Source organism: Salinivibrio sp. PR932, from assembly GCF_001996125.1.
Taxonomy (GTDB): domain Bacteria; phylum Pseudomonadota; class Gammaproteobacteria; order Enterobacterales; family Vibrionaceae; genus Salinivibrio; species Salinivibrio proteolyticus.
In genome coordinates this window covers 12,643-38,822 of record NZ_MUFM01000028.1, presented here as the reverse complement: position 1 = coordinate 38,822, position 26,180 = coordinate 12,643, and the positions used below count along the sequence as shown (strand labels likewise).

The window sequence follows — 26,180 nt, the reverse complement described above, 5'->3', positions numbered from 1 at the left end:
ACTTATCTCGCTTTCTCGCGGTTCAGGTAGAGCAGCGCGCCGTTGAGTAACATAATGAAAATCAACAAGACGACACCGGTCGCGTACAGGGCACTGGCATGCACGCCCGTGGCATAAGACATTTCTAATGCGATATTGGCGGTAAGGGTACGCGCTGAATCGAGAATCCCTTCTGGCATCGCTGGGGCATTACCCATCACCATGATGATCGCCATGGTTTCGCCCAACGCACGTGCAATCCCTAAAATCACACCCGTCATAATCCCGGAGCGAGCAGCAGGCACAAGCAGCTTAAAGATCGTAAACATCGATGATGCACCAAGTGCCAGAGAGCCTTCTTTATAGGCACGAGGTACGGCGCGTAGCGAGGTTTCAGACACCGTAATGACCGTTGGTAAGATCATGACGGCCAACACGATGACACCGGCAAGTAGGGTGTTGCCCGCCGGAACATTAAAGATGTCTTGGATCAACGGAACGATGATGACCAGACCAAAGAAGCCATAAACCACCGATGGAATGCCTGCGAGGAGCTCAACCGCCGGGCGGATGATATTGGCGAGCCATTTCGGTGCGACTTCCGCGATAAAGACAGCGGTGAGCACAGCGACAGGCACGCCCAAAAGGACAGCCCCTGCGGTGGAGGCCAATGACGCCACAATCATGGGCGCAATGCCGTAGAGCGCGGGCGGAAGCCACTCGCTACCAAATACGATATCGGTGAAGCCAGCGGCAGAGAGTGCAGGAATACTCTCGCGGAAAATAAAGTAGCCAATGGTGGCAAGTGATAACACGCCTACAATGGCACTGAATAAAAACAAGGCGTGAAAAATCTTTTCTCGCCAGTCAACTCGAGTGCGTTTAGTGAGACTCGAGCCCGAGACATTATTTACCTGTTCGGATGCGATGGTCATGATAACAACTCCATGCCAAAAATGGCTAAGGATGTAACAAAAGAAGGCCCAGCCATTTGCTGGGCCAAAATTCTACTTACTTAACAGCGATATAACCTTGGTTTGCAACAATCTTCTGGCCATCTGCAGACAGTACCCAGTTGAGGAAATCGTCCGCCGCTGCTGAGGTAGTGCCTTCTTTATGAAGTACTAAGAAAGGACGTGCAACTTTGTAGTCACCCGCTGCCACGGCTTCAGTAGTCGGTGCATGACCGTCAACACTCAGTGCTTTTAGGGAATCATCCACGGAGCCTAGAGAGATGTAACCAATTGCAAGTGGGTTGTTGGCAACAATGGTCTTCACAACGCCGTTACCATTTGCGACTTGTGCTTTTTGTGAAATGGCTGACACTTTCATGCCGTTCACTTTACGTTTCAGACCCATGATGCTTTCAAATGCACCACGCGTGCCCGAAGCCGTGTCACGTGTCACCAGAACGATAGGTTTGTTTTCGCCACCGACATTTGACCAGTTGGTGATTTCGCCACGATAGATTTTAGCGATTTGGTCTGCAGTGAGGTTTTTGACGCCGTTGGCGTTATTGACAACAACAGCGATGCCATCACGGGCAATGACTGTTTCTTTTAGTGAAGACTCTTTTTCAGAAGCTTTTAGCTCGCGTGAAGCCATGCCAAAATAGCTAGTGCCGTTTTTAGCGGCTTTGATACCTGCTGACGAACCTGTGCCTTGTACTTCGATGTAGGTGTCTTGGTGTTGCTGATGATAGGTTTCAGCCAACACTTCCATGACTTCGGTTACTGACGTTGAGCCAGAGATTGAAACAGTTTCTTGTGCACTTGCTGAGGCAGAGAACATGGCACCTGCCATCATGATGGCGCCAAAGACCTTAGATTTCATATCGTATCCCTTATTTGCGATGAGTCGCGGTTTGTTGTTTCGAACGAGAGGCACTTTAGGAAAGAAACATGACAAATATGTTTCATTAAYTTGAAGCCTTGATGACGGCCAACTGATTTGACGGTACATCGAAAAGAAAAAAACAGACCTTGTGGAGTGAATCAGACATGCAAACCTCCCGTGTTCACTTGGCTTGACACTTAAGTGCGCATTTATGGGTCAAGTAGTAAAAGCCATAGTATTCACAAGGTGTATTTTTAAATGATTAACGTTATTCTTCTATTAAATGACAGCACTGATCCGTTCGCGGGCAATGTGTGTACTGAAAAGAACAACTTAGGCCAGACCTAAAAGGAATCCATCATGGCATTGAGCGATGCTGCAAAAAAAGTTCAGGAAGCGCTGGTTGCTCGTGGTATTGAGACACCGATGACAGCAAAGTCAGCGTTGTCTGCGGCAGAACGAAAAGAAAAAATTGAATTTCACATGCGTGAAATCCTGCAATCTATTGATCTTGATTTGACTGACGACAGCTTGGCGGAGACACCAGCAAGAATCGCAAAGATGTATGTGGACGAGATCTTCTCGGGCTTGGATTACACGCAGTTCCCTAAAGTAACCATGATTGAAAACAAGATGGGTTGCGACGAGATGGTGCGTGTGAAGGATATTTCAGTCACCAGTACCTGCGAGCACCACTTGGTGACCATTGATGGGCGCGCAACGGTCGCCTATTTACCGGATAAGAAAGTGATTGGGCTATCCAAGATCAATCGCATTGTTCGCTTCTTCGCTCAACGTCCCCAAGTACAAGAGCGATTAACGCGTCAGGTCCTGGTGGCATTGCAAACCTTACTTGAAACCGACAATGTTGCGGTTCGTATCGAAGCAACACACTATTGTGTGAAATCGCGTGGGGTGATGGATGCGAACAGTGAGACAACCACCACTGCTTTAGGTGGTCAATTCAAAAAGAATGCTGCGACGCGCGCTGAATTTCTGCACGGTATCAATTAGTTAGAGAGACGCCTAGTAAGCGAAACGATGCAAAAACGCCCCCATCGTGAGATGGCGGGCGTTTTTTATGACAGTCAGAACCGAGCTTGTTCTTGACCAGTCATGGAGTGGCCAAGGTGTGACTATTCAAACTGTTTGGCAATATCGTGAAACTGACGGACTTTGTCGCGCAGCTCTGCACTTGCTTGCGAAACATCGTTCACTTCATTGAGGTTCTGCTGTGATACCGATTCAATGGCATGGATATCGCGATTAATATCATTAAAAGTCTGCAGTTGGGCCTGTGCTGAGTGATGGGTTTCGCTGGTACGCGATACCACATCGTCAATCGCCGTCGTCACCGCGTTTAAGCTGGCAATACTATGATCTGTGGTATCGACACATTGCTGGGTTTGCTCGTGACTAACATGGATCTGCGCTTGCCATTGTTGAATGGTATCGTGCATCTCTTGGATAGATTGCTGAATTTGCTCTGTTGCGCCTTGCGTGCGGCTAGATAGGGCGCGGACTTCCTCAGCGACAACCGCAAATCCGCGACCTTGTTCACCGGCACGCGCAGCCTCAATTGCGGCATTTAAAGCTAACAAATTGGTCTGCTCAGCAATACCACTGATTTCACTCATTGAATCGGTGACTCGCTCTGCGGTCACAGAAAGCTGCTGTGTCGCGGATAATGAGCTTTCAGACTGTTTGGCTAGGGCTTGAAGCTGCTCACCGGTTTGATGAAGCAGCGCTTGTGTCTCTTGGCTTTGTTGTTGTACTGATTGCAGTAGCTCAGCACTTTGCTGCGCGTTTTCTAACACTTTATTGGCCGAGTCTGAGGCATGGTCAATATTGCTGGCCACCGAGGTGATTTGATGGCTTTGGGTATTGATCGCTTGAGAAACACGCTGCGAGAGGGCGCTCAATTCATCAGAAAAGCGATTGAGAGACAAAGAGGCATCCAACATACGGCCGAGGATGGTACGGATCCGCGCTTGCAGCATCTTAACCTTGTAGTCAGCGATTGAGCTTAAGCCTGTTCCTGCATAAATATAGCGGCTAATACTGTCATAGTCGGCTTGATAGCCACGGATCAAAGCGGGTAGCGTCAACAGCTCATCGCGAAATAGGGTGCCTAATATGGCAGGCATGGCGACAGCGCTGGCGATATCCCATCCATTGATACTGGGAGCAAAGGCGAGGGAGAGCGGCGCAACCGCGAGGCCGGCGATAAGCAGTGCCAGTTTAGCGGCGCCGGGAATGTTCTCAATGGAGACCCCCCCCAGTGATTTGCCTCCTTTTTCGGCCGCACGTAATTTTTTGTAGATCTGGGCAGCTCGGTGTTTCACCGCGGGATCTGGCTTGACCCGTACCGACTGATAGCCTGTTACCTGACCGCGTTCATAGATTGGGGTCACGTAAGCATCAACCCAGTAATAATCGCCGTTCTTACAGCGGTTTTTAACGATGCCTCGCCACGGTTGATTGGCTTTGAGGTTTCGCCACATGTCCGCAAAAGCGGCTTTGGGCATGTCAGCATGGCGAATGATGTTGTGGGGTGCACCCATCAATTCGTCGTCGTCAAAGCCAGCAATACGAATAAATTCTGGATTACAGTAGGTGATAACGCCACGTTTATCGGTGGTCGAAACGAGGCGTTCATCGTCACCAAATACAACTTCATTACCACTCATAGTATTTATCTTTCTGATCACAGTTCATAAGAGCCTTATTAGTTTTAGTCTAGCGGCTATGGGCTTTTTAATGATATTTTTGTTAATATAATGTTGCTTCAATTGATCCATCGACAAAAAAAAGGGCCTGTCGGCCCTTTATGACATTTCGATGACAGTGGCGCTTAGTCTAAAACCTTTGCGATGGCAGTGCAAAGTGGCTCCATATTGGTGTGCGTCATACCCGCCACATTAAGGCGACCAGAGCCGACAATATAAACACCGTGTTCGGCTTTTAGCGCGTTCACTTGATCTTTGGTCAAGCCAGAGAAAGAAAACATCCCGTTTTGTTGCTCGATAAAGCTAAAGTCGCGATTAACGCCTTTGTCTTTTAATGTTGCTACAAACTCGGTTCGCATGGTTTTAATGCGATCGCGCATATCAGCAAGTTCTTGATGCCACTCTGCTTTTAGCGTGGGATTATTGAGGATCTCTGTCACAATACCTGCGCCGTGGGCTGGTGGGTTAGAGTAGATCACGCGCGCGATGGCTTTCACTTGGCTAAAGGCAGTTACGGCTTGTTGCTGATCTTGTGCAACCAAAGTGAACGCGCCCACACGCTCATTGTATAAGCCAAAGTTTTTCGAGAAGGAGCTGGCGATCAACAGTTCTGGGCAGGTTTGCGTAAAGATACGTAGACCAGATGCGTCTTCTTCAACACCTTGTGCAAACCCTTGATAGGCAAAGTCAAACATCGGCAGTAAGCCTTTGCGCTGACATAGCTCAGCCAAGACTTTCCATTCCGCATCGGTCGGATCGATACCGGTTGGGTTATGACAACAGCCGTGAAGCAAAACCACATCACCACTGTTTGCTTTTTCTAGATCCGCGACCATGCCGGCAAAATCTTTGTCATTCTTCGCGGCATCGTAGTAGGTGTACTCGGCGAGAGGTAGGCCTGCGGCAGTAAACACGCCCTTGTGGTTAGCCCACGTTGGGTTGCTGATCCATACCGTGACATCACCAAGGTGGCGTTTAATGAACTCGCCAGCAAGGCGTAACGCCCCAGTACCACCAGGCGCATGTGCAGTTTGAGCGCGTTTATCCTTGATAACCGAAGCCTGCTCACCGAATAGAAGCTGCTGAACGGCAAGGCCGTACTCCGCAGTGCCCGGGATGCTTAGATAGGATTTGGTGCTCTCTTTTTCGAGCAGCAATGCTTCGGCCTTTTTTACGGTTTTCAGCACAGGGGTTTCGCCGTGCTCGTTTTTGTATACGCCGACCCCCAAGTTGATCTTCGTTTCACGAGGATCCGCTTTAAATTCTTCAGTCAGTCCTAAAATGGGATCGGCGGGAGCGGCAGAAATTTTCTCAAACATTGGTGTCGTCCATGGTTAATGATGAATGAAACTCAGGCTGGGATCGTTATACCACTTGTTTTCTTGGATAGAAACCACCAGCCATGCCTAGAGATACCAAGCGTAACAATAGGCAAGAAAAAGGCTGCGTACTCGCAGCCTTTGAATGGTCTTTTACTTAGAAGCTCGCATTACGTGGCGAACGAGGGAATGGGATCACGTCGCGGATGTTGCTCATACCGGTAACGTAAGATACCAAGCGCTCAAACCCGAGGCCGTAGCCGGCGTGAGGCACAGTGCCGTAACGGCGCAAGTCGCGATACCACCAGAAATCTTCTTTCTCGAGGCCCATTTCTTCAAGGCGTTGATCCAGCACGTCAAGACGCTCTTCACGCTGTGAACCACCGATAATCTCACCAATGCCAGGCGCTAATACGTCCATTGCAGCAACGGTTTTGCCATCATCGTTCATACGCATGTAGAAGGCTTTAATATCTTTTGGATAGTTCTTCACCACAACAGGCGCTTTGAAGTGCTCCTCTGCCAGATAGCGCTCATGTTCTGAGGCGAGATCAATACCCCATTCGACAGGGAACTCGAACGTCTTACCGCAGTTTTGCAAGATAGTGATCGCGTCTGTGTAGTCAACTTGGGCAAAATCAGCTTCAACAAATTTCTCAAGGCGCGTGATTACCTCTTTATTGATTCGCTGCTCGAAGAACTGCATGTCGTCACGGCGCTCATCCAAAACAGCCTTGAAGACATATTTCAGCATGGCTTCTGCTAGCGCTGCAGCATCATCAAGATCGGCAAAGGCCACTTCAGGCTCTACCATCCAAAACTCAGCCAAGTGACGGCTGGTGTTAGAGTTTTCAGCGCGGAAGGTGGGGCCAAAGGTATACACTTTGCTCAGCGCACAGGCATAGGTTTCAGCGTTTAACTGACCGGATACGGTCAAGAAAGCCTCTTTGCCGAAAAAGTCTTGGTCGAAGTCGACATCGCCTTGCTCTGTTTTTGGCACGTTGGCCATATCCAGCGTCGATACGCGGAACATTTCACCGGCGCCTTCACAGTCTGATGCAGTGATCAGCGGGGCAGACATCCAGTAGTAGCCTTGCTCGTGGAAGAAACGATGAATGGCTTGAGAAAGGGTATGACGAACACGAGCTACCGCACCAATCACGTTAGAGCGAGGGCGTAAATGGGCCACTTCGCGCAGGTACTCAATCGAGTGACGCGTCTTGGCCATAGGATAAGTGTCTGGATCGTCAACCCAACCGACTACCTTCACGGCAGTGGCTTGAAGCTCATACGCTTGACCTTTCCCTGGTGATTCCACCACATTACCGGTCACTTCAACAGAACAGCCTGCAGTTAAACGCAGAACGTCTTGCTGATAATTCTCCAGCTCATTGGGGACCACGGCCTGAATAGGGTCGAAACAAGAGCCATCATAAATGGCGAGGAAAGAAATACCGGCTTTGGAATCTCGGCGAGACCGAACCCAACCGCGAACAGTCACTTCAGTGTCGACTGCCGCCTTGCCGCGCAGGACGTCTACTACAGGCGCGTATGTCATAATTCGCTTCTATCTCCGTTTAGGGCAACTCGGTGGTCACTGCCACCGAGAAAGTGGATTTGCAAGTTAGACTAGCAAGTTTACCTGTATCTTGTGTAGCTTCAAGGCTTGAGGCGGTCTGAAAGTTGAAATTGTCCAATTAATCCTTCTAACTGTTCAACCAGTTGTTCGAGATTTGCACTGATTGCTTTCACTTCATTCGCATTATTGGCGGTATCGTTAGCGTGATTTTGAATACGCCCAACTTGCTCGAGCAAGGCGTCGGTCATTTGTGCTTGATGTTGGCTTTGTTGGCTAATGTCATCGGTATTATTGTTCACTGTGGTCACTTGCTCAGCAATATCAGCCAAGGCGTCAGAGAGCTGCATCACCGTCTCGGCACGTTGATTCGCACTTTCTGTGGTGGCCTCGACCGCTTGGGCGGATGCTTCACTGCCTGAACACAAGTTTTCAATAATGGTTTGGATTTCCCCGGTTGCATCATGGCTACGGCTGGCCAAGTTACGTACTTCTTCAGCGACCACGGCGAAGCCGCGACCTTGTTCACCAGCGCGAGCGGCTTCTATCGCTGCATTCAGAGCGAGTAAGTTGGTCTGCTCAGCGATTTCGCGGATCACGCCCAAAATAGTTGTCACTTGTTGGCTTTGCTGGTTTACATCCAAAATCTGGCTGCGTACTTGACCAATATCATCCATCAGTTTACGAATATCATTAGCGGCGACGTTGGCCAGTTCACTGCCTTGATTGGCGCTAGTGGCGGCCGATTCGCTCAATTGTGCGGCCTCGCTCGTACGGCTTTGAATGTCGTGTTGATGCTGCTGAACATCATTGATGGCTGTAGACATATCATTGGTTTCATGACGTTGACTATCGGCGAGTTGGTCGGTATGCCCAGAGACGCGAATGAGGTTTAGCGCTTCAGACGACAGCGTCTCTGAGGTACGTTGCACTTGTTGTAAGCTAGCAGAAAAATTATCGAGTAATTGATCACAGCTATTACATAGCTCGCCAATCTCGTCATTGCGTGTGTCATTCAAGCGCTCAGCCAAGTTTTTGTCGCGACTGGTTCGCTTCATAAAGGCCGATACGTGTTTGAGGGGTGACACCACCCAACGACGGATCACTGTCAGTGAGATCAGAAAGCCCAACACAGCGATACTGCCCATGATCCCAGCAGTGATCAGCATTTCTTTATCAATGGTGCCATAGAGCGGCTGTAAGTCATATTCGAGTCGAATAACGCCCAGCACAGTGCCTTCTTCGGCAACATGGCATTGTAGGCAATTGGTCCCGCGATAATCACTGCTGGCTTTCATTGGCAGTGCCACAACCAACCCCTTGCCGGATTCAGAGTCAAAGGTTTCGACAATGGTCTCGCCATCAAGCGCACGTTGGTCGATATTATCTTTTGGGGCTTGTTCAGGGTTGCCTGGACCGAAAAAGCGGGTGATCGCTTCTGCCCGAATAACACGTGCCTCTTCAATACCCTTGTGGGAAAGCATTTTGTCGCGCAGTGTATTGCGTTGGCTGATTGTGCCGGTCAGCATCAACATATTCAGACTATCGAAATAGTTAGACGCTTTATCGAGCGTTTGTTCACTGACTATCGAGGTCATCAGCGCTTTTTGCTGATGTGATTGATAGGCCAACGAGGTCACAAGCACCAGAGCGAAGACGAGAAAAAGAGAAAGGAGAAGTTTGCTCGCGAGAGTCATGCGCATGAGTCAACCGTTTGTTATTAAATTATATGTATGTCAATTGAATTCTGTCAGATCTATGTTAAACCGTGTCTCACCAGATGCCGCGATTCCCATATAAAATGTGTGATTTCATCGACGTAAATTGTCGCACCTTTGCGACGGGCAACGGTTTGCGTTGGCTATAATCGCGCTGATCTCAGGGATAGAGATTGTGTCGGTCAGGGAAGTTGAGTAGCATGCGCCATCTTGTTGTTGATGGGATTTGGCAGTATGACAACTGAACTGTTTAAAGAATTTACCTTTGAGGCCGCACACCACTTACCGAATGTGCCAGAAGGGCACAAATGTGGGCGTTTGCACGGTCACTCGTTTATGGTGCGTTTGTATGTTGAAGGAGAGGTTGACCCACACACAGGCTGGGTGATCGACTTCGCTGACATCAAAGCCGCTTTCAAGCCTATCTATGATCGTCTTGACCACTACTATCTCAATGAGATTGAAGGGCTGGAAAACCCAACCAGCGAAGTGTTGGCGCGTTGGATATGGCAACAGGTCAAGCCAAACCTGCCTTTATTAAGCAAGGTAATGGTGAAAGAAACCTGCACCGCAGGCTGTACTTACCGCGGTGAATAAATAAAAGCCGAGTGATAACACTCGGCTTTTTGATCGATATTATTCATGTCGTGCGGTTGAACTCGCCCGCGAAGTATCGGCCGACACCCGAGTTTTTATCTATTTGCGCTAGGCAATATTTAAATATTTGTGCGTTTGTATCGACAAGCGCCAGCCGCGCGCAATACAGGTATCAATACATAGCTTGGTGGCACGAGACTTTTGACTGACCGGCTGTAGCGCAATGGTTGCCTTCGGTGAAGGTGGACAGTCGCCAAGCAGCGCATCTAACTGTGCAATGTCTTTTTCGGTACCCACAGGGTGTTTGATTTCGTTCGCGCGCGCCATCGCACTGGCTAGTACCGGTAATTTGCCGCGCATATTGATTTTAGGTGACACCGTGACCCAAGTCTGCGGGCTGGTTTTGACCTCATATGTGCCACTGGTTTCAATTTGGCACTGACACCCAACCGCTTCTAGCGCCTCGGTTAAGGGCACCAAGTCGTATAGGCAAGGCTCCCCCCCAGTAATCACAATGTGTTTAGCCTGATAGCGTTGGGTGATTTCTGTCGCAATATCTTTCGCACTCAGCCAGCACCAAGCAGGCGAGTCTTCTGACTTATCGATAATAAATATCTTGTCTTGCTGATCGTTATCATCGGTTTCCCATGTTTGCTTGGTATCGCACCAAGCGCAGCCGACAGGGCAACCTTGCAAGCGGACAAAGACGGAGGGCACGCCAGTAAATGTGCCTTCTCCCTGAATAGTTTCAAATATTTCGTTTACTCGGTACATCATGCTTTCTGGCGGTTCGATTCGACGGCGCATTATGCCAATTTATCCTCCGCAGATCTTGCTTTTTCACGATTGATTGGATTTTTACCATAGTTACTAAATCGTATGGTTTCGTGAGGCTAAACGCGATTTTCACACCTTAAAGTGATAGATATCACGCGGCGACCTTATTGTGCTTCACAATTAGTTCGCAAAGTAAAAAAATTCAATTATACGCATCATCATGAATAGGATCGCCAGATCCCAGCAGTAATAGGACAGGGCATGATTATTGGGCAGCCGGGGCATATTGATCATATCAAGCGCAAAAATGCCGGCACAGTTTACAACTTGATCGACCGCTTTGGGCCTATCTCGCGCATCGAGCTTTCCAAACGCAGCCAGCTGGCACCTGCCAGTATTACTAAAATTGTCCGTGAGCTAATGGACGCACACCTTGTCAAAGAAACACAAATTCAAGAAACCAGTATGCGTGGTCGACCCGCCGTTGGGTTGATGCTGGACAATGACGGGTGGCAATTCTTATCGATGCGTTTAGGGCGCGGTTACCTCACGATGGCTTTGCACTCGTTAAGCAGTGACATTCTGGTACAAGAACGCCATGAGTTGGCGGTGATGCCTCAAGAGGCCTTGCTAGCGACCGTTGTCGAGTACGTTAAAGCCTTCTTTTCGCGTCATCATGACGTGGTGGATCGCGTGACAAGCATCGCGGTGTCGTTGCCAGGCTTAGTGAATAGTGCGCAAGGAACGGTCATTCAAATGCCGCACTTTGAGGTTAGCCATATGCCATTGGGACCCGTCCTGCATCGAGAAACAGGATTACCGGTTTTTGTGGGTAATGATACCCGCTCGTGGGCGCTGGCTGAAAAGTTATTTGGTAACGCGAAAGAATCAGATAGCGCGGTGCTGATTGCCGTTCACAATGGCGTTGGGGCTGGGATTATCCTAGAAGGAAAAGTACTCCAAGGGCGCGTGGGGAATGTGGGTGAGCTGGGTCATATTCAAGTGAAGCCATTTGGTAAGCGATGCTTTTGTGGCAATTATGGCTGCTTAGAAACCGTGGCAAGTTTAGCCGCGGTCATTGAGCAGGTAGAAACCTTGCTCGCAGAGGGGCACCCTAGTCAATTGCGCGGTAAAACCCTCACCATTGACGCGATTTGTGATGCCGCCGTCGCCGGTGATGCGTTGGCGCAACGCGTGATTACAGAGCTTGGCCATCACCTAGGAACGGCGATCGCCATCGTGGTGAATTTATTTAATCCGGAAAAAATATTATTTGGCGGCGAGTTTAACCGGGCGAAATCGGTGCTCTATCCAGCAATCATGGAATGCTTAAAGACGCAAACCATCCCTTTATACAGCCAAAACTTAGTGCTAGAAGAAAGTTATTTCTACACGCAAGCGACCATGCCGGGCGCTGCGATGGTGAAACAAGCCATGTACGACGGCAAACTACTCATGAAGGTACTGGAAGGCTAGTAACGAGCGCATAAACGAAAAAAGCAGGTGCCAAGCACCTGCTTTTTTGTATCAAACCTGAATGGGAGCGCTATCCGCCTTTTGCCGATAAAACGCCCTTTATCGGCTTATCCGTTTTTACGCTCTTCACCCATACAGGCTGCGGCGGTAAAGACTACGTCTGTTGAGCTGTTAAGCCCCGTTTCTGCTGAATCTTGCAACACACCAATGGTAAAGCCAACACCGACCACTTCCATGGCAATTTCGTGTGGGATACCAAACAAGTTACACGCCAGTGGGATCAGCAAGAGTGAGCCGCCAGCAACGCCTGATGCACCGCACGCAGACACTGCGGCAACAATGCTAAGCAGAATTGCAGTGGCAATATCCACTTCAATCCCTAAGGTATGTACCGCGGCGAGTGTAAGAACCGTGATGGTGATTGCCGCGCCACCCATGTTGATCGTTGCCCCGAGTGGAATCGAGACAGAGTAAGTATCTTCATCAAGCTTGAGCTTACGGCACAGCTGCATATTCACAGGGATATTCGCGGCTGAGCTGCGGGTAAAGAAGGCGGTAAGGCCACTTTCACGCAGGCAGCGGAAAACCAGTGGATACGGATTTTGGCGCGTTTTATAAAACACGATCAGTGGATTAACGATCAACGCAATCGTTGCCATACTGCCAAGGAGCACACCAAGCAAATGAATGTAGCCAAGCAGCGCATCAAAACCACTTTGTGCCAAGGTGTTGGCGACAAGGCCAAAAATACCGATGGGCGCAAAACGGATCACGAAGCGCACAATCATAGACACGCCTTCAGACACGTCAGAGAAGACGCGTTTGGTCTCGCTTGATGCATGGTGTAAGGCAATGCCCAAACCAATCGCCCACGCGAGAATACCGATATAGTTGCCGGACATCAGAGCGTTGACTGGGTTATCGACAATATTAAACAGCAAGGTGTTTAATACTTGGGTAATGCCTTCCGGTGGCGCGACAGCTGCATCGGTTGCGGCAAACTGTAAGGTCGTCGGAAACAAAAAGCTCATGGTAACCGCGGTCAAGGATGCCGCCAGCGTGCCGAGCAGGTAGAGGAAAATAATAGGGCGCATATTGGCGCGCTGACCTTTCTTTTGGTTAGCGATAGAGGCAGCAACCAAAACGAAGACCAAAATGGGTGCAACTGCTTTCAGTGCGCTAACAAAAAGCTTACCAAGTAAACCTGCTGTGCTCGCCAACTCAGGCGACAGATAGGCGAGTACGCCCCCGGCAAGAATACCTATAACGATTTGAAGTACCAACGAGTGACCTCGGCTGATACTGGCGAGTTGTGTTTGACTCATGTGTGTCTCACTTCACTGTGTTTTTTATCAATGGCTGTTAATGAATCGTTAGAAGTGGGGAATTAAACCAGTTTGATTCACCCTATGTAAAGTGAAAATTGATACTTTGCACTAGTTAGGTGGGATTCTGTCAGTCAGTTGGCATTAAATGAAAGTTTCTTTAGTGTAATTATTCTGTTATCACGGCGCTAGATGTGAGGAAATCGTTTTAATGCGCCGAGCATTTGTACGCATTTATTGTCTTGAACAGCATAAAAAAAGGCGGCTTTCGCCGCCAAAGATAGGATAACAACTAGCACAAGGATTTTTAGTAAATCGCATGACCCACGGTATTAAGTAGCTTACTCACACCCTTAGTAAAGTGCAGTGGCGCATTCGCGACCGTGTAGCACAGGCACCCGTCTTTGGTGGAGGGGGTGTGATGATGTCGACTATCCAACAAAATAAAGTCACCCGGCGAGTATTGCCCGCTTTCATCTTCAAAGGTGCCATCGAGTAACAGCGTCAGCTCATAGCCTTTGTGTGTATGGGCTGGAACCGAGCCGCCTTCGTCGATATGTAAGAAGCTCGCACGTGTGGCGCCTTCTTCAAGATTCAGCCTTGCGCGTTGCACCTTGCCGAATGATAACCAATTCGAATCACTAAAACGCTGCAGTGCGCGTGGTAGTGTGTAGGTTTTGTCTCCAACCCTAATCTCGTTAGAGCGAGCGACTTGAATGCGTGATGCCTCGTCTTGTTCAGGTGCGTCGAAAATCGCACTCATCATGTCCGCTTCTAGATCATCGTCCCAAGGCAGAGTGCCTGCCGCGAACTCGTGCTCGGTCTCAGCCTCTTCAAACGCAGCTAATGCTAGCGCTTCTTCTTTCGCACTCACATGCTTACGGCATTGTTGACATAATTCAACGTGTGCAGAGAGAGCAATCGCCATGGATGTCGGTAATTGGCCGGCTGCAAAGGCATCCAGCAGTTCGGAAGAAGGATGATATTTAATCATTGTTGACCTCCAGATGATTGCGCAGCTTCTCGAGCCCGAGTCGCAAACGCGACTTCACGGTCCCTAATGGAACATTAAGTTGGTCCGATAGCTCTTGGTGGGTGAGTTGCTTTAAGTACACACCACGCACCACCTGTTGTTGTACTTCAGGTAATTCATCAATGAAGGATAATAATTCCTGATCCATCATGTGCTGAGCACCTGAGTCGGTTTCATTGTCTTGTTGACCGGATTCCAGTATCGGCCAAATCTCGTCGCTAAAATTGTCTTCGCGGTTCGATTGCACCTTGCGGAGCATATCGAAACTAATGTTACGCATGATGGTAAACACCCAGGTCGTTGCCGCCCCTTTCTCGGCGTTGTAAAGATGGGCTTTTCGCCACACTACCAACATGGTCTCTTGGACAAGCTCCATTGCCTGTCCGTCTGCGCGCAGATGTTTGGACCCATAAGATCGGATCTTCGGGCCAAAAAAGTGAAACAAACGCTCAAAAGCGACACGATCTCGCTGTTCCGCAACGCGTAATAATAGCTCCGCCAACTCTTCCTTCGTCACGTCAGTCATTGTGGTACGTGTATTCCGTCTCGAGGTTGAAGCTTCAGTATACATGGTTTGAGGCGCAGTCATAGTTGAGTCCTATCTGTCAGTGCCGTCCATCTGACAACCCAATACGCACCACAAATCATTTGGATCACTCGACGTGTTCTTCAAGCAGTTGGTGAATGAATTGCTTGGCCTCATCGGCGGAGTCTTGTGCGATAAACCATTGTTTCTGCGCACTCGTGAGGGGCAGAATCTCTAACCAACGCTGACACGCCCAGGTGACATCCTCGAAATGAGGCTGTTCATACTGCTCGGCGTGATCAGGATGAGCAGCAAATATGTGCTTGAGGCTGGTGGCAATGCGCGCTTGCACCTCATCGTCCGTATTATCGACATAATCATCGTGTGGCCAATCATGCAGGGTACGTATATCACCCAACCACAATTTGTCGGGCGCTTGTTCGGTTGACATAATTTCCACCCGTTGTCGGCCCGCAATGGTTATGCCCAGCAATCCATCGGGAAGCGTCTCGAAATCAACGATATCGACCAAAGTACCGTATTTATAAAGCCGCTGACCTTGCATCATTGCAAGGACAAACCCTTCTCCGTTGGCGGTACATTCGCGCACCAACCGTAAATAGCGGGGTTCAAAAATACGTAGTTTTGCTCTGCCACCCGGTAACAAAAATAGGGGCAAAGGAAACAGCTTGGTCATATCCGCGCCTCCTGATAATTAATTGAACATGCTGACTAATACGCGCCCTTAGCGACAAGCGATCAAGCTTCCAGAGAATCGCATAAACAATGATTGACATCTTTTTCTTATTTGGCAGTATAGATGTCTAAATGGCTTTTCGGAAAGGATTACCGATTGATGAAATCTCTACGTGCTTCTTTTATTCTCACTCTCGGACTGACGCTTACGCTGATTGGCTGCTCAGAACCAAAGGATAAGGTGATCAAAGTTGGCGCCACAGTGGGGCCGCATGCCCAAGTCGTTGAAGCGGTTGCCAAGCAAGCAAAAGCCGAGGGCATTGCGGTCGAGGTGGTCGAATTTTCTGACTATATTTCCCCCAATGCTGGCTTGGCGGATGATAGCTTAGATCTCAACAGTTACCAACATCAGCCGTTTTTGGATAACTACAACCAAAACAACGGTAGCCAGTTGGTATCGATGGGACGTTCCATTTTGATGCGGATGGGGATCTACTCTGATCGCGTTGAGCATGTTGATGCGCTGCCGAATGGCGCACAAATTGCGATCCCCAACGATCCTACCAACGCGGGGCGCGCATTGTTATTGCTGCAAGAGGCGGGGTTAATTACCTTAGCCGACAGTGTCGGCTTCAAAGCTACCTTGCAAGATATCATCGCCAATCCTAAACAACTCGAATTTGTTGAGGTTGAGGCGGCACAACTGCCACGCAGCTTACAGGATGTCGATGCGGCGGCGATCACCATGAACTATGTGATGTCATCGGGATTAAGCCCGAGTGAGCAAGGTATTTTCTTGGAGTCGAAAAATGCTCCCTTGGCGGTAATGGTTGTGGCCGCCCGCGAAGAAGATAAAGACAACCCCGACCTACAACGTTTGGTGGCGCTATTTCAGTCCCAACAAACCCGAGACTTCCTTGAAAAGACGTTTAAAGGCACGATTGAACCCGCTTTTTAAATGCGCGTCGCGCTTAATAGTTAAGATGCCCGATTCGTGAGACCGTATCGGGCTTTTGGGTTCCATCTCATGTCTTTAATTTGCGCCATGTTGCCAATCTTGCTGACGTGCGATCTTCGTCATTAGCCGCGCTTTCCTCCATCCAACCTAACGTGAGCGAATTTTAAATTTTTGTTACCACTCAGTTGCTTATTGCGTTACTATGCCAATCAAAGTGTGATTTATGCCGCGTGCTTGCTTGACACTTACCTTTCTTCTCTCGACGCAAATGCACAGGAAATTGGATGCAATCGGCTACTCGTCCATTTAATTGGTCGCCCGTATTGCTGGCATGCTTAACGGTCAGCATTGGACAGTTCAGTATGGGATTGGTGTTCCCGTCTTTGCCGTGGATAGCCCGAGACTTTAACCTCAGTATGGATGATGTCCAACTGCTGATCTCTGCTTATCTACTCGGTTTTGGGCCATCACAGTTTATCTATGGACCTATCTCGGATGCGCTTGGCCGCCGCCGGGTGTTATTAGCCGGCGTGTTACTTTCTTTAATCGGCTTAACCGTGATGGTGAGCTTTAGTGCTAGTTTCACCGGTTTGGTGATTGGCCGCTGCATTCAAGGCATGGGCACCGGTTGCTGTGCGGTGCTCTCACGTGCCTTTACCCGTGACTCGTATTCGGGGGATCAGCTTCCTCAAGCCATGTCATATCTGATCATGGTCGCCTCATTTACGCCTATTATGGCTCCTGTGATTGGTGGCTTTGTTAACCATAACTTAGGCTGGCTGGCGATCTTTATTTTGCTGATGGTGTACACCAGCTTGGTGTGGTGCGTGCTGTTTTTCCAGTTCAAGGAAAGCATGCTCGCTCGTTCGCCGTTGCCTAATGTGAAGGTGATCCTCGGTCGCTATGGCGCATTGCTAAAAACACCGTATTTTCTTTATTTCGCCAGTATTAGCTGGGTGAATTTTACCTTGGTGATCACCACGGTGTCGCTGATGCCATTTTTAATGCAAGAGCGCATCGGTATGACCTCGGATCAATATGCGCTGTGGGCGCTTATTCCGACATGTGGCTTATTGCTGGGTAGTGCGCTGGTTTCGCGCATTCGGCCGCGTTTGGGTACCAAGCGTATGCTGTTGATGGCACCCGTGATGCAGCTCATCTCTGCGGTCTGGTTATGGTTCACTCCGATGGATCCTTTATTGCTGATGATAGGGCAGTTCTTTATGGTGTTTGGTAACGGGATTGCGCTGCCGTGCGCCCAGTCGCAGGTGATGCAACCTTACTCTAACCAAGCTGGCACCGTCGCTGCGCTCTCCGGTGGTGGACAGATGATCATTTCTGCGTTGATGAGTATGGCGCTATTGAGCTTGGGCGTTAGCGAAGCATGGCACCTTGGTGTGGTAGTGGGTGTGTGCGCGCTGCTTTCTGTTCATAATATCTTTCGCGGGTTTGCGGCCCCGAAAGTTAACGTCGCCAGTACCCCGAGTGAGGCATCATGACAAATACACGGTTCGAAAAGGGTGAAAACCATCGCTAGCGCCATCGCCGTTAATGACACAATTTGACGGAATACGGAATACGGAATACGGAATACGGAATACGGAATACGGAATACGGAATACGGAATACGGAATACGGAATACGGAAAGAGCTGATACGAGCGCGATTTGTTCTCTTCTGTATTCCGTAAGCGAAGCGCTCTGTATTCAAAAATTCTAAATAGCGCGTAGGTCGGCATAAGCGCCAGCATGATGCCAATAATTATCATAATGTGGGCTGCGCGCCCGTTGCACGGCGCCATCGGACACTGGGGGCAAATTTGGCATCGAGCGTGACTGACGCCTTGTCTACTCACCAAAAAACTGCTTAATTGCGGTGATCATGCCTTGGGTGAGTTGGTGGAGTTGGTCGTCGCGGATGCAATAGGGTGGCATCACATACACCAGTTTGCCGAAGGGGCGGACCCAAATGCCTTGTGCGGTCATTAAAGGCTGAATATCGGCCAGATTCACCGGGTCATTCAGCTCTATCACGCCAATTGCGCCAAGCACACGAACGTCCGCCACACATTCCAATGCGCGAGCAGGTGCTAAGCCGGTTTTTAGCTGCTTCTCGATGTGCGCGACGGTCTGCGGCCAGTCACTTTCTAGCAAGGTATCAATGCTGGCGCAGGCCACGGCGCAGGCGAGAGGGTTGCCCATAAAGGTAGGACCGTGCATAAAACAGCCTGCATCACCGCTGCAGACGGTATCGGCCACATGGCGGGTGGTTAGCGTGGCAGCCAAGGTCATGTAGCCGCCGGTCAGTGCTTTACCGACGCAGAGTATATCTGGGCTGATCCCCGCGTGGTCACACGCAAATAGTTTACCGGTGCGGCCAAATCCGGTAGCAATTTCATCCACAATCAGCAGCACATCAAATTCGTCGCATAGAGCGCGCACTTGACGCAGGTATTCAGGGTGATAAAAACGCATACCGCCTGCGCCTTGCACGATGGGCTCTAAGATCACGGCGGCCAGTTGGCCGTGATGGGCGGCGAGTGCGTCGCGCATGGGCTGTATGTCGTTAGGGTTCCACTCACCGTCAAAGCGGCTTTGTGGCGACGGCACAAAATGATGCTGGGGCAGAAACCCTTTGTAGAGTTTGTGCATCGAATTATCAGGGTCCGTCACCGACATGGCGGCGAACGTGTCGCCATGGTAGCCATGACGCAAGGTCAAAAACTGTGCGCGCGATTCGCCGCGTCCCTGCCAATATTGCATCGCCATTTTAAGCGCTACTTCTACTGATACCGATCCTGAATCGGCCAAAAACACTTGCGTGAGCGGGGCGGGTGAATGCGCGACCAAGCGCTCGCAAAGCGATACCGCGGGCTGGTGGGTGAGACCGCCAAACATCACATGCGACATCTTATCAATTTGCTGATGCGCCGCAGCGTTTAAAGCCGGGTGGTTGTAGCCGTGAATCGCTGCCCACCACGATGACATACCATCAATCAGAACAGTGCCATCTTCAAGGTGTAGCTCGGCGCCGCTTGCGTGTGAGACAGGTAAGCAAGGCAAAGGGTCGAGCGTTGAGGTGTAGGGGTGCCAGATATGCTCGCGGTCAAAATGGGTGTTAGTGCTCATAAATGAACCAGATGTAAACCAGTGTGATCTTGTTGTGTTGACAGGTTAACGTCTGTGGGTAGACTAGCCAAGCATTAAAACGACAACAACGGGGAAAACCGCGTGGAAATAAGACACAACTGGACCGCACAGGAAGTGCAAGCATTGTTCGATAAACCCTTCATGGATTTGCTGTTTGAAGCGCAGCAAGTGCATCGTGAATACCATCCTGCCAACCAAGTGCAAGTCAGCACACTGTTATCGATCAAAACCGGCGCGTGTCCAGAAGATTGCAAGTATTGTCCGCAAAGTGCGCGGTATCGCACCGATGTTGAGAAAGAGCGCTTAATGGAAGTGGAACGCGTGCTCGAAGCGGCGGAGAAAGCCAAAGCCTCAGGCGCGACGCGCTTTTGCATGGGTGCGGCGTGGAAAAACCCCAAGCAACGCGATATGCCGTATTTGCTCGATATGATCCAAGGCGTGAAAGGATTAGGGTTGGAAACCTGCATGACACTGGGCATGTTGGATGCAGAGCAAGCCAAGACCTTATCTGAGGCGGGTTTGGATTATTACAACCACAATCTCGATACCTCGCCCGAATTTTACGGCAATATTATTACCACGCGGACATATCAAGAACGCCTCGATACCTTATCTAATGTGCGAGACGCGGGAATGAAGGTGTGTTCCGGCGGCATTATTGGGCTGGGCGAAAGTGCTCGCGATCGCGCGGGTTTGCTGGTTGAACTGGCCAATATGCCGGCTCACCCAGAAAGCGTGCCAATCAACATGCTGGTCAAAGTAAAGGGCACACCGCTTGAGAACGTCGATGACGTCGACCCGTTCGATTTCGTCCGCATTATCGCGGTGGCGCGGATCATGATGCCCAAATCGGCAGTGCGGCTGTCTGCCGGGCGCGAAGACATGAACGAGCAAATGCAAACCTTATGCTTTATGGCTGGCGCCAACTCGATATTCTACGGCTGCAAGCTGTTGACCACACCAAACCCTGACGAAGATGCGGATATGCAGCTATTTAAAAAGCTGGGTATTAATCGCGAAGCGGTCAGCCAAAAGCCCGATCAAGTCACTGAGCATGACTTACTTGAGCAAGTGGCCGAGCGAGTGGCAGCGCGCCCGCAAGAGAGCGATTTGTTCTACGACGCCAGTGTCTAAGTCCCCATGACTGACACAACATCAGCGCTGACCCGTCGTTACCAAGGCGAGCTGGCCGCACGCCAGCAACAAGGCTTATGGCGGCAAAGTGGTGAAAATGCCGTCGCCGAGTCATGGCGCAACTTTGCGGGTAATGATTACTTAGGCCTCGCGCAAGACCCGCGGCTGGTCAAAAAAGCGCAGCAGCATCTTGAACGCTGGGGCGTGGGTGCAACGGCCTCGCCGGTAGTATCTGGTTTTACCGCGGCGCATCAATCCCTTTGTGATCACTTGTGTGACTGGCTCGGTTATCCGCAAGCGTTACTGTTTAACAGTGGTTTTGCCGCCAACCAAGCCTTGCTCTTTACGCTGTTAGGTAAAGACGATGTCTTGTTTCAAGACAAACTCAACCATGCCTCCTTGATTGAGGCTGGCTTATTGAGCCCTGCCACACAGCGCCGTTTTCGTCATAACGACATGGCACACCTTCGCCAACTGCTCGCGAAACAAACCCAACCGTCCGAATCGCTGATTGTCTCAGAAGGGGTATTCAGCATGGATGGTGATGTGTCGCCAACCGAAAGCCTTGCCGCGATTGCCAACCAATCGAGCGCGCTCTGGGCATTGGATGATGCGCATGGAATTGGCGTGTTGGGGCAAGAAGGCGAGGGCAGTATCAGTCGTGGCGCGCGGCCAGATATTTTAATCGTGACGTTTGGAAAAGCCTTGGGCATCGCTGGGGCGGCAGTGCTGGCTTCTCCCACCATTATTGACTATTTACGCCAGTTCGCTCGCCATTATGTGTATTCGACCGCCATGCCACCTGCGCAAGCGGCGCTCATTGAGGATGCGATTAGGCTGGCACGAACAGAGCACTGGCGGCGAGAAACACTCAGCGGTCATGCCGAACAGTTAACGCAAGGGCTCCACGACTGGTTAGAGACGACGTCTGCTTTCGAACCGCACGCTGGTAATAGGCAGCCCTTCCCGCAACTGCTCGCGACGCCTAGCCCGATAAAACCGCTGATTATCGGCGATTTGGCAGCATTACAGCTGGTAAATCAGGCTTTGATGAAGGCGCACATTCGGGTGGGGGCGATTCGGCCTCCGACTGTCCCCGCTAACACTGCACGTCTGCGGATCAGCTTGTCGGCACAGCATCAAAAAACAGATATCACCGCACTGATTGAGGCGCTGAAGCCGGTATTAGCGAGCGGCAAAGCGTGCGAGGTGACGCCATGACCGTCGCCGACAAACAAGCGATTGCCCGAGCGTTTGGCCGCGCCGCGCCCTATTATGATGACAGTGCCACGCTGCAGCGCCGTGTCGGCCATCGGTTAATGGCATTGGCTGAGTCAGAGCAAAAAGCTATCCATCTCGGTACCGTCTTAGATGTCGGTTGTGGCACCGGCTATTTCACCCAGCAGTGGATGACTCACGCTAGAACAGTGATTGGACTGGATCTCAGCGCCCCCATGCTTGCGACGGCAAAAGCGCGTTGTGGTGATGCCATGCTAGGCGTACAAGCTGATGCGGAGCATTTGCCGCTGGCTGATAATAGTGTCGATCTGGCATTTAGCTCGTTAGCATTGCAATGGTGTGACGATTTGCACGTGCCATTGGCGGAGCTGAGTCGGGTCGTTAAACCCGGCGGACAAATTCTTGTTTCGACACTGCTCACAGGATCACTGTGTGAACTCGACAGCGCGTGGCAACAAACGTGCGGCACGTCACGAGTGAACCGCTTTATCCCCTTCTCGGAGTTACAACAGGCAACCCAACGCGCCGGGTTGACACATGCAACCGTGTTGCAAGAGAGCGAACAGCTCACCTTTGCTAATGCCCATGCGGTAATGAAAAGCTTAAAAGGCATTGGCGCGACATATCGCCCGCAAGGGGCGGGGCAGCAAGGGCTGGCGACAAGAGCGCAGTTTAGTGCGGTAGAAAAGGCGTATCAGCGTTTTGCACTTGCCGCCAACACCTTACCGGCGACCTATCAAATTGGCTACATAGTGATTAACCACCATGCATGACAGTTACTTTATTACCGGCACCGACACCGAAGTGGGGAAAACCTATACCACGGCGGCGCTGTTGCACGCTTTTATCAAACAAGGTTATCAAGCGGTGGGCTATAAACCTGTCGCTGCTGGTGCTGATTTAGCGCCTGATCACCAACTAAATAGTGACGCTGTCACTTTACAGCACGCCAGTGCGATCGCATTGCCGTATGCCGCTATCAATCCAGTGTTGTTAGAAACGCCGTGCTCGCCGCATTGGGCGGCCGTGTTAGCCAACAAGCCCATCGATACCCAGATGTTAAGCGATGGGCTCGCGCATTTAAAACAGCAGGCCAGCCCGGTATTGGTAGAAGGGGCTGGAGGCTGGCAAGTGCCACTGAGTGAGACGGAAACGCTTGCCGATTGGGTGGTTACCCACCAACTGCCAGTGATCATGGTGGTGGGAATTAAACTTGGCTGTTTAAACCATGCTTTACTCACCGCAGAGGCCATACGTGCACGCGGGCTTACGTTAGCTGGATGGGTGGCAAACGCCGTTGCTCCCAAAGTGCAGCACAGTGACGAAATGGTGCGCTATCTTGACGCGCATTTAGATGCGCCTTGTCTGGGGCACTTGCCGTTTGCTGCCGATGCCTCGCCAGCACAACGGGCGTCAACGCTGGATATCCGTGCGCTTTTAGCGCCTTAAACGGTGGGCGCATTGAGTCATGCCGGACACTAAAAAAGCCAGTGAAAACTGGCTTTTTGCTAATGTAGAGGCGGGCTTGTAACAGGAATGACTGACAACGACCGCTTATTTTTGATCGTCCAGTAATCCCATTAGACCTTGCTGGACTTCTGCAATTTGTCGCGCTGCACTGGCGTCATCCGATGCTAACCCAAGTTCTGAGCAGGCTTCGTCGAAGCTCATGCCGAGATGACAGCATAAGATGTCGATGGCGACACGGTAGTTTTCTTTTTCTGCCATGGTTTCACTCCATTGATAACGCGTTGTTTTGACGCGGCTCTTGATCAGGGCTTCACACTTTGTCTCGTCTCATTGACGCTTCATCGCGATATAAACAATGAGTGAGAAAATGTTATCTAGTTTTAAACAGCTGCAGCCAAATTAGCGCCCTCTTAACGCAATTACAACTCGACTAAAGTCTATAGTAGCTTGGATTTGTCTAAAATGCTGGCTCTATGTGTTAGATTTGTTTTTAAGCTGCTGAATTGGTTGTGAAAATTTCTCAATCGGCCGAGATCACATTTTATCTATATCAGATGGGAATAACGTGCCACACTAACTGGTCAGCGGAGTGATGCTGCTGTTTGTAGCGATGGGCGGATTCAATCATTTTATTCGTAACAAATTGCATCAAAGGATTGTTTTTATCTTGAATGCCCATACTATTTTTACCATTACAACAAGTAAGCGCTAAACACTGGGTTTAAGCGACGGAGACACACGATGAAACGCATAGGATTATTTCTTGCTACCAACCTCGCGGTACTGATCGTATTCAGCATTGTGCTGAACATCATCTACGCGGTTACAGGCATGCAGCCGGGCAGCTTGTCTGGGTTGCTGGTGCTGGCGGCTGTATTCGGTTTTGGCGGCTCAATTATCTCGTTGCTGATGTCAAAATCCATGGCACTTCGCTCAGTAGGGGCGCAAGTGATTGAGCATCCACGTAATGAAACCGAGCACTGGTTGATGAACACGGTCAGTCAACAGGCTCAGCGTGCTGGCATTGGCATGCCAACCGTGGCGATCTATAACTCGCCTGATATCAACGCGTTTGCCACCGGCGCAAAACGTGACGACTCTGTGGTCGCGGTATCAACGGGGTTACTACAAAACATGACCCGTGATGAAGCGGAAGCGGTACTGGCGCACGAAGTCAGCCACATTGCCAACGGCGACATGGTCACCATGACCTTGATGCAAGGGGTAGTGAACACCTTCGTGATCTTTATCTCTCGTGTCATTGCTGGCGCGGTCAGCGGTATGAACAACGACGAAGAAGGCGAAGGCGGCGGCAACTGGATGATGTACTTCCTGGTGTCGTCAGTGCTAGAAATCGTGTTTGGTATTTTGGCTAGCATTCTCACCATGTGGTTTAGCCGTCATCGCGAATTCCGCGCCGATGCAGGCTCTGCGCAGCTGGTGGGCAAACAGAAAATGATTGCAGCACTGGAGCGTTTAAAAGTCAGCCACGAGCCGAAACTGGAAGGTTCAATGATGGCATTTGGCATCAACGGTAAGAAAACGCTGAGTGAGTTGTTTATGACTCACCCACCGCTAGAAAAACGTATCGATGCCTTGCGTCGTGGCGACTATCTCTAACCGGATAGCATTTACGCCGAATCACAGATTAAGCGGCCTGCGGGCCGCTTTTTGTTTGTGTGCGTCGCCACTTTATCCCCTCACTGGCGAGCACCGCACCGAATACAATCAACGCCATCGCCACCACGGTAAGCAGACTAACGGTTTCTGAGAACACAGGAATGGCGATCAGCGCAGCCACTACAGGCGTGAATGCACCTATTGCGGCACTCATTTCTGCACCTAAGCGACGAATCGCAAATGCATAGCTGTAATTGGCAATGATCCCCACGCCCAAGCCTTGCGCCAGCACATGGTAGCCCAGCTCGCCCAAAGGCGCTTGGAGCAAGTTAAACGAGATCAGCCCGCTCATCGCGCCCACAGGCAGCAACAAGACGGCCGAAATCGCGAGTACCGCGCCGGCTTCTGCGGCATTCAATCCTGTCACACGTACGCCAATGGTAAACCACGCCCAGCTGATACTGGCCGCAAGCAAAATCAAATGGCCTTGGGTGACGCTCCACGGTGAGAAGAACAGCGAATGCCACAAAAACGCGCCGATACCGATCACGATAAGCCCAATCCCTAATCGCCGTCCCACCGAGAGCGATTCACCATAAACGCCCCAAGCGATGGTAGAGACAAACAGTGGCAAGATCCCCGGAATTAACGAGGCGCCATCGGCAACAGGGGCTAACTGCATACCTGTGGCAGCGAGCAGATAAAACGGTAAACCGGCACCGAAGGCAATCGCAAACAGATAACGTTTGGGCACGGAGACAATATGACGGACCCGATGACGGCTCAGCCAACCAAATAGGAGTGCGGCGGGCAAAAAGCGCAGTAGGGCAACATCGCCACTGGTTAACACCGATTGGCTGGCCTGACGCAATGAGATAAACAGGCTCGCCCAAATGGTCACGGTGACAAGCATGGCGGCAAGGCCTAATACACGTTGAGAGGTGGCAGGCATGGTTGGTCACTTCCTTGTTCAACAATAGAGTTAGTGTGGCAGCGTCAAAGGAGGGATTGGTGGCAAATTAA

24 protein-coding genes are annotated in these 26,180 nt (G+C 50.5%); 10 read left to right on the top strand and 14 right to left on the bottom strand.

Annotated elements, in window-relative coordinates; genetic code table 11:
• Positions 1-2: 2 nt before the first annotated feature.
• Positions 3-914, bottom strand: coding sequence for a phosphate ABC transporter permease subunit PstC (gene pstC, locus BZG84_RS12625; protein ID WP_077479732.1), 912 nt, complete (start codon positions 912-914; stop codon positions 3-5).
• Positions 915-990: 76 nt separating this feature from the next.
• Positions 991-1,812 (bottom strand): phosphate ABC transporter substrate-binding protein, encoded by an 822-nt coding sequence (locus BZG84_RS12620; protein ID WP_077479731.1) that lies wholly within the window; start codon positions 1,810-1,812, stop codon positions 991-993.
• 360 nt (positions 1,813-2,172) lie between these two features.
• Between BZG84_RS12620 and folE the strand changes: the two genes are divergently transcribed.
• Complete coding sequence (gene folE, locus BZG84_RS12615) at positions 2,173-2,829, top strand: GTP cyclohydrolase I FolE (RefSeq protein ID WP_069587112.1); 657 nt, start codon at positions 2,173-2,175, stop codon at positions 2,827-2,829.
• 122 nt (positions 2,830-2,951) lie between these two features.
• Here folE and BZG84_RS12610 read toward each other — a convergent pair whose 3' ends face one another.
• From BZG84_RS12610 to BZG84_RS12595, 4 genes are all read right to left on the bottom strand, one after another.
• Complete coding sequence (locus tag BZG84_RS12610) at positions 2,952-4,505, bottom strand: methyl-accepting chemotaxis protein (protein ID WP_077678283.1); 1,554 nt, start codon at positions 4,503-4,505, stop codon at positions 2,952-2,954.
• Positions 4,506-4,669: 164 nt separating this feature from the next.
• On the bottom strand, positions 4,670-5,863 hold the full coding sequence (locus BZG84_RS12605) for an amino acid aminotransferase (RefSeq protein WP_077479729.1): 1,194 nt from the start codon (positions 5,861-5,863) through the stop codon (positions 4,670-4,672).
• Positions 5,864-6,020: 157 nt separating this feature from the next.
• Entirely contained in the window at positions 6,021-7,421 is a 1,401-nt protein-coding gene (gene asnS, locus BZG84_RS12600) for an asparagine--tRNA ligase (protein WP_077479728.1), read from the bottom strand.
• Between the two features lie 101 nt (positions 7,422-7,522).
• Positions 7,523-9,142 (bottom strand): methyl-accepting chemotaxis protein, encoded by a 1,620-nt coding sequence (locus tag BZG84_RS12595; protein ID WP_077662036.1) that lies wholly within the window; start codon positions 9,140-9,142, stop codon positions 7,523-7,525.
• A 249-nt stretch (positions 9,143-9,391) separates the two neighbouring features.
• Between BZG84_RS12595 and queD the strand changes: the two genes are divergently transcribed.
• Positions 9,392-9,754, top strand: a complete 363-nt coding sequence (gene queD, locus BZG84_RS12590; protein ID WP_077455681.1) for a 6-carboxytetrahydropterin synthase QueD — start codon at positions 9,392-9,394, stop codon at positions 9,752-9,754.
• 108 nt (positions 9,755-9,862) lie between these two features.
• Here the strand turns inward: queD and queE are convergent, their stop codons facing one another.
• The gene (gene queE, locus BZG84_RS12585; RefSeq protein ID WP_077479739.1) at positions 9,863-10,528 is read right to left on the bottom strand and encodes a 7-carboxy-7-deazaguanine synthase QueE; all 666 of its coding nucleotides are present in this window, start codon (positions 10,526-10,528) and stop codon (positions 9,863-9,865) included.
• Between the two features lie 264 nt (positions 10,529-10,792).
• Here queE and mlc point away from each other — a divergent pair, with 264 nt between their 5' ends.
• Positions 10,793-12,007, top strand: a complete 1,215-nt coding sequence (gene mlc / locus BZG84_RS12580; protein WP_077479726.1) for a sugar metabolism global transcriptional regulator Mlc — start codon at positions 10,793-10,795, stop codon at positions 12,005-12,007.
• A gap of 107 nt (positions 12,008-12,114) precedes the next feature.
• On the opposite strand, the gene sstT is transcribed toward mlc, so the two are convergent.
• The 4 genes from sstT to BZG84_RS12560 all read right to left on the bottom strand — a co-directional run bounded on the left by sstT (position 12,115) and on the right by BZG84_RS12560 (position 15,588).
• Positions 12,115-13,332: a serine/threonine transporter SstT gene (gene sstT, locus BZG84_RS12575; RefSeq protein ID WP_069586844.1), complete on the bottom strand. Its 1,218-nt coding sequence runs from the start codon at positions 13,330-13,332 to the stop codon at positions 12,115-12,117.
• 307 nt (positions 13,333-13,639) lie between these two features.
• Positions 13,640-14,326 carry a ChrR family anti-sigma-E factor gene (locus BZG84_RS12570; RefSeq protein WP_077662035.1) on the bottom strand — a complete coding sequence of 229 codons (687 nt, stop codon included), beginning with the start codon at positions 14,324-14,326 and terminating at the stop codon, positions 13,640-13,642.
• Complete coding sequence (locus tag BZG84_RS12565) at positions 14,319-14,891, bottom strand: sigma-70 family RNA polymerase sigma factor (RefSeq protein ID WP_108743625.1); 573 nt, start codon at positions 14,889-14,891, stop codon at positions 14,319-14,321. The genes BZG84_RS12570 and BZG84_RS12565 overlap by 8 nt, the downstream gene beginning before the upstream one ends.
• 127 nt (positions 14,892-15,018) lie before the next feature.
• Positions 15,019-15,588 (bottom strand): LON peptidase substrate-binding domain-containing protein, encoded by a 570-nt coding sequence (locus BZG84_RS12560; protein ID WP_077662033.1) that lies wholly within the window; start codon positions 15,586-15,588, stop codon positions 15,019-15,021.
• Between the two features lie 159 nt (positions 15,589-15,747).
• On the opposite strand from BZG84_RS12560, the gene BZG84_RS12555 reads away from it, so the two are divergent.
• Together BZG84_RS12555 and BZG84_RS12550 are read left to right on the top strand one after the other, a co-directional pair.
• The gene (locus BZG84_RS12555; protein ID WP_077678281.1) at positions 15,748-16,545 is read left to right on the top strand and encodes a MetQ/NlpA family ABC transporter substrate-binding protein; all 798 of its coding nucleotides are present in this window, start codon (positions 15,748-15,750) and stop codon (positions 16,543-16,545) included.
• Positions 16,546-16,829: 284 nt separating this feature from the next.
• On the top strand, positions 16,830-18,044 hold the full coding sequence (locus tag BZG84_RS12550) for a multidrug effflux MFS transporter (RefSeq protein ID WP_077678280.1): 1,215 nt from the start codon (positions 16,830-16,832) through the stop codon (positions 18,042-18,044).
• A 348-nt stretch (positions 18,045-18,392) separates the two neighbouring features.
• Here BZG84_RS12550 and bioA read toward each other — a convergent pair whose 3' ends face one another.
• Entirely contained in the window at positions 18,393-19,673 is a 1,281-nt protein-coding gene (gene bioA, locus BZG84_RS12545) for an adenosylmethionine--8-amino-7-oxononanoate transaminase (protein WP_077678279.1), read from the bottom strand.
• Between the two features lie 102 nt (positions 19,674-19,775).
• On the opposite strand from bioA, the gene bioB reads away from it, so the two are divergent.
• From bioB to bioD, 4 genes are read left to right on the top strand one after another with little or no spacing between them, the layout of a single operon-like run.
• Positions 19,776-20,828: a biotin synthase BioB gene (bioB, locus tag BZG84_RS12540; protein ID WP_077678278.1), complete on the top strand. Its 1,053-nt coding sequence runs from the start codon at positions 19,776-19,778 to the stop codon at positions 20,826-20,828.
• A 6-nt stretch (positions 20,829-20,834) separates the two neighbouring features.
• Complete coding sequence (locus BZG84_RS12535; protein WP_077678277.1) at positions 20,835-22,049, top strand: 8-amino-7-oxononanoate synthase; 1,215 nt, start codon at positions 20,835-20,837, stop codon at positions 22,047-22,049.
• Positions 22,046-22,840, top strand: coding sequence for a malonyl-ACP O-methyltransferase BioC (bioC, locus tag BZG84_RS12530; RefSeq protein ID WP_108743622.1), 795 nt, complete (start codon positions 22,046-22,048; stop codon positions 22,838-22,840). Before BZG84_RS12535 ends, bioC begins: the two co-directional genes overlap by 4 nt.
• Positions 22,833-23,516 (top strand): dethiobiotin synthase, encoded by a 684-nt coding sequence (gene bioD, locus BZG84_RS12525; protein WP_077678275.1) that lies wholly within the window; start codon positions 22,833-22,835, stop codon positions 23,514-23,516. Before bioC ends, bioD begins: the two co-directional genes overlap by 8 nt.
• Positions 23,517-23,621: 105 nt before the next feature.
• Here bioD and BZG84_RS16400 read toward each other — a convergent pair whose 3' ends face one another.
• A complete protein-coding gene (locus BZG84_RS16400) occupies positions 23,622-23,795 on the bottom strand; it encodes a hypothetical protein (protein ID WP_167314491.1) in 174 nt (57 codons plus the stop codon).
• 483 nt (positions 23,796-24,278) lie between these two features.
• On the opposite strand from BZG84_RS16400, the gene htpX reads away from it, so the two are divergent.
• Positions 24,279-25,157 carry a protease HtpX gene (gene htpX / locus BZG84_RS12520; RefSeq protein WP_077479714.1) on the top strand — a complete coding sequence of 293 codons (879 nt, stop codon included), beginning with the start codon at positions 24,279-24,281 and terminating at the stop codon, positions 25,155-25,157.
• Positions 25,158-25,185: 28 nt separating this feature from the next.
• Here the strand turns inward: htpX and BZG84_RS12515 are convergent, their stop codons facing one another.
• Entirely contained in the window at positions 25,186-26,109 is a 924-nt protein-coding gene (locus tag BZG84_RS12515; protein ID WP_077479713.1) for a DMT family transporter, read from the bottom strand.
• Positions 26,110-26,180: the final 71 nt, after the last annotated feature.

Bases quoted from the DNA above. Each gene is read 5' to 3' on its own strand.
- BZG84_RS16400 (WP_167314491.1), bottom strand. From the start codon at position 23,795: ATGGCAGAAAAAGAAAACTACCGTGTCGCCATCGACATCTTATGCTGT.
- htpX (WP_077479714.1), top strand. From the start codon at position 24,279: ATGAAACGCATAGGATTATTTCTTGCTACCAACCTCGCGGTACTGATC.
- mlc (WP_077479726.1), top strand. From the start codon at position 10,793: ATGATTATTGGGCAGCCGGGGCATATTGATCATATCAAGCGCAAAAAT.
- BZG84_RS12560 (WP_077662033.1), bottom strand. From the start codon at position 15,588: ATGACCAAGCTGTTTCCTTTGCCCCTATTTTTGTTACCGGGTGGCAGA.
- BZG84_RS12555 (WP_077678281.1), top strand. From the start codon at position 15,748: ATGAAATCTCTACGTGCTTCTTTTATTCTCACTCTCGGACTGACGCTT.
- bioD (WP_077678275.1), top strand. From the start codon at position 22,833: ATGCATGACAGTTACTTTATTACCGGCACCGACACCGAAGTGGGGAAA.
- BZG84_RS12595 (WP_077662036.1), bottom strand. From the start codon at position 9,142: ATGCGCATGACTCTCGCGAGCAAACTTCTCCTTTCTCTTTTTCTCGTC.
- bioC (WP_108743622.1), top strand. From the start codon at position 22,046: ATGACCGTCGCCGACAAACAAGCGATTGCCCGAGCGTTTGGCCGCGCC.
- asnS (WP_077479728.1), bottom strand. From the start codon at position 7,421: ATGACATACGCGCCTGTAGTAGACGTCCTGCGCGGCAAGGCGGCAGTC.
- BZG84_RS12605 (WP_077479729.1), bottom strand. From the start codon at position 5,863: ATGTTTGAGAAAATTTCTGCCGCTCCCGCCGATCCCATTTTAGGACTG.
- BZG84_RS12570 (WP_077662035.1), bottom strand. From the start codon at position 14,326: ATGATTAAATATCATCCTTCTTCCGAACTGCTGGATGCCTTTGCAGCC.
- BZG84_RS12610 (WP_077678283.1), bottom strand. From the start codon at position 4,505: ATGAGTGGTAATGAAGTTGTATTTGGTGACGATGAACGCCTCGTTTCG.
- BZG84_RS12550 (WP_077678280.1), top strand. From the start codon at position 16,830: ATGCAATCGGCTACTCGTCCATTTAATTGGTCGCCCGTATTGCTGGCA.
- BZG84_RS12515 (WP_077479713.1), bottom strand. From the start codon at position 26,109: ATGCCTGCCACCTCTCAACGTGTATTAGGCCTTGCCGCCATGCTTGTC.
- BZG84_RS12620 (WP_077479731.1), bottom strand. From the start codon at position 1,812: ATGAAATCTAAGGTCTTTGGCGCCATCATGATGGCAGGTGCCATGTTC.
- pstC (WP_077479732.1), bottom strand. From the start codon at position 914: ATGACCATCGCATCCGAACAGGTAAATAATGTCTCGGGCTCGAGTCTC.
- BZG84_RS12535 (WP_077678277.1), top strand. From the start codon at position 20,835: ATGACTGACACAACATCAGCGCTGACCCGTCGTTACCAAGGCGAGCTG.
- queD (WP_077455681.1), top strand. From the start codon at position 9,392: ATGACAACTGAACTGTTTAAAGAATTTACCTTTGAGGCCGCACACCAC.
- bioA (WP_077678279.1), bottom strand. From the start codon at position 19,673: ATGAGCACTAACACCCATTTTGACCGCGAGCATATCTGGCACCCCTAC.
- queE (WP_077479739.1), bottom strand. From the start codon at position 10,528: ATGTACCGAGTAAACGAAATATTTGAAACTATTCAGGGAGAAGGCACA.
- sstT (WP_069586844.1), bottom strand. From the start codon at position 13,332: ATGAGTCAAACACAACTCGCCAGTATCAGCCGAGGTCACTCGTTGGTA.
- BZG84_RS12565 (WP_108743625.1), bottom strand. From the start codon at position 14,891: ATGACTGACGTGACGAAGGAAGAGTTGGCGGAGCTATTATTACGCGTT.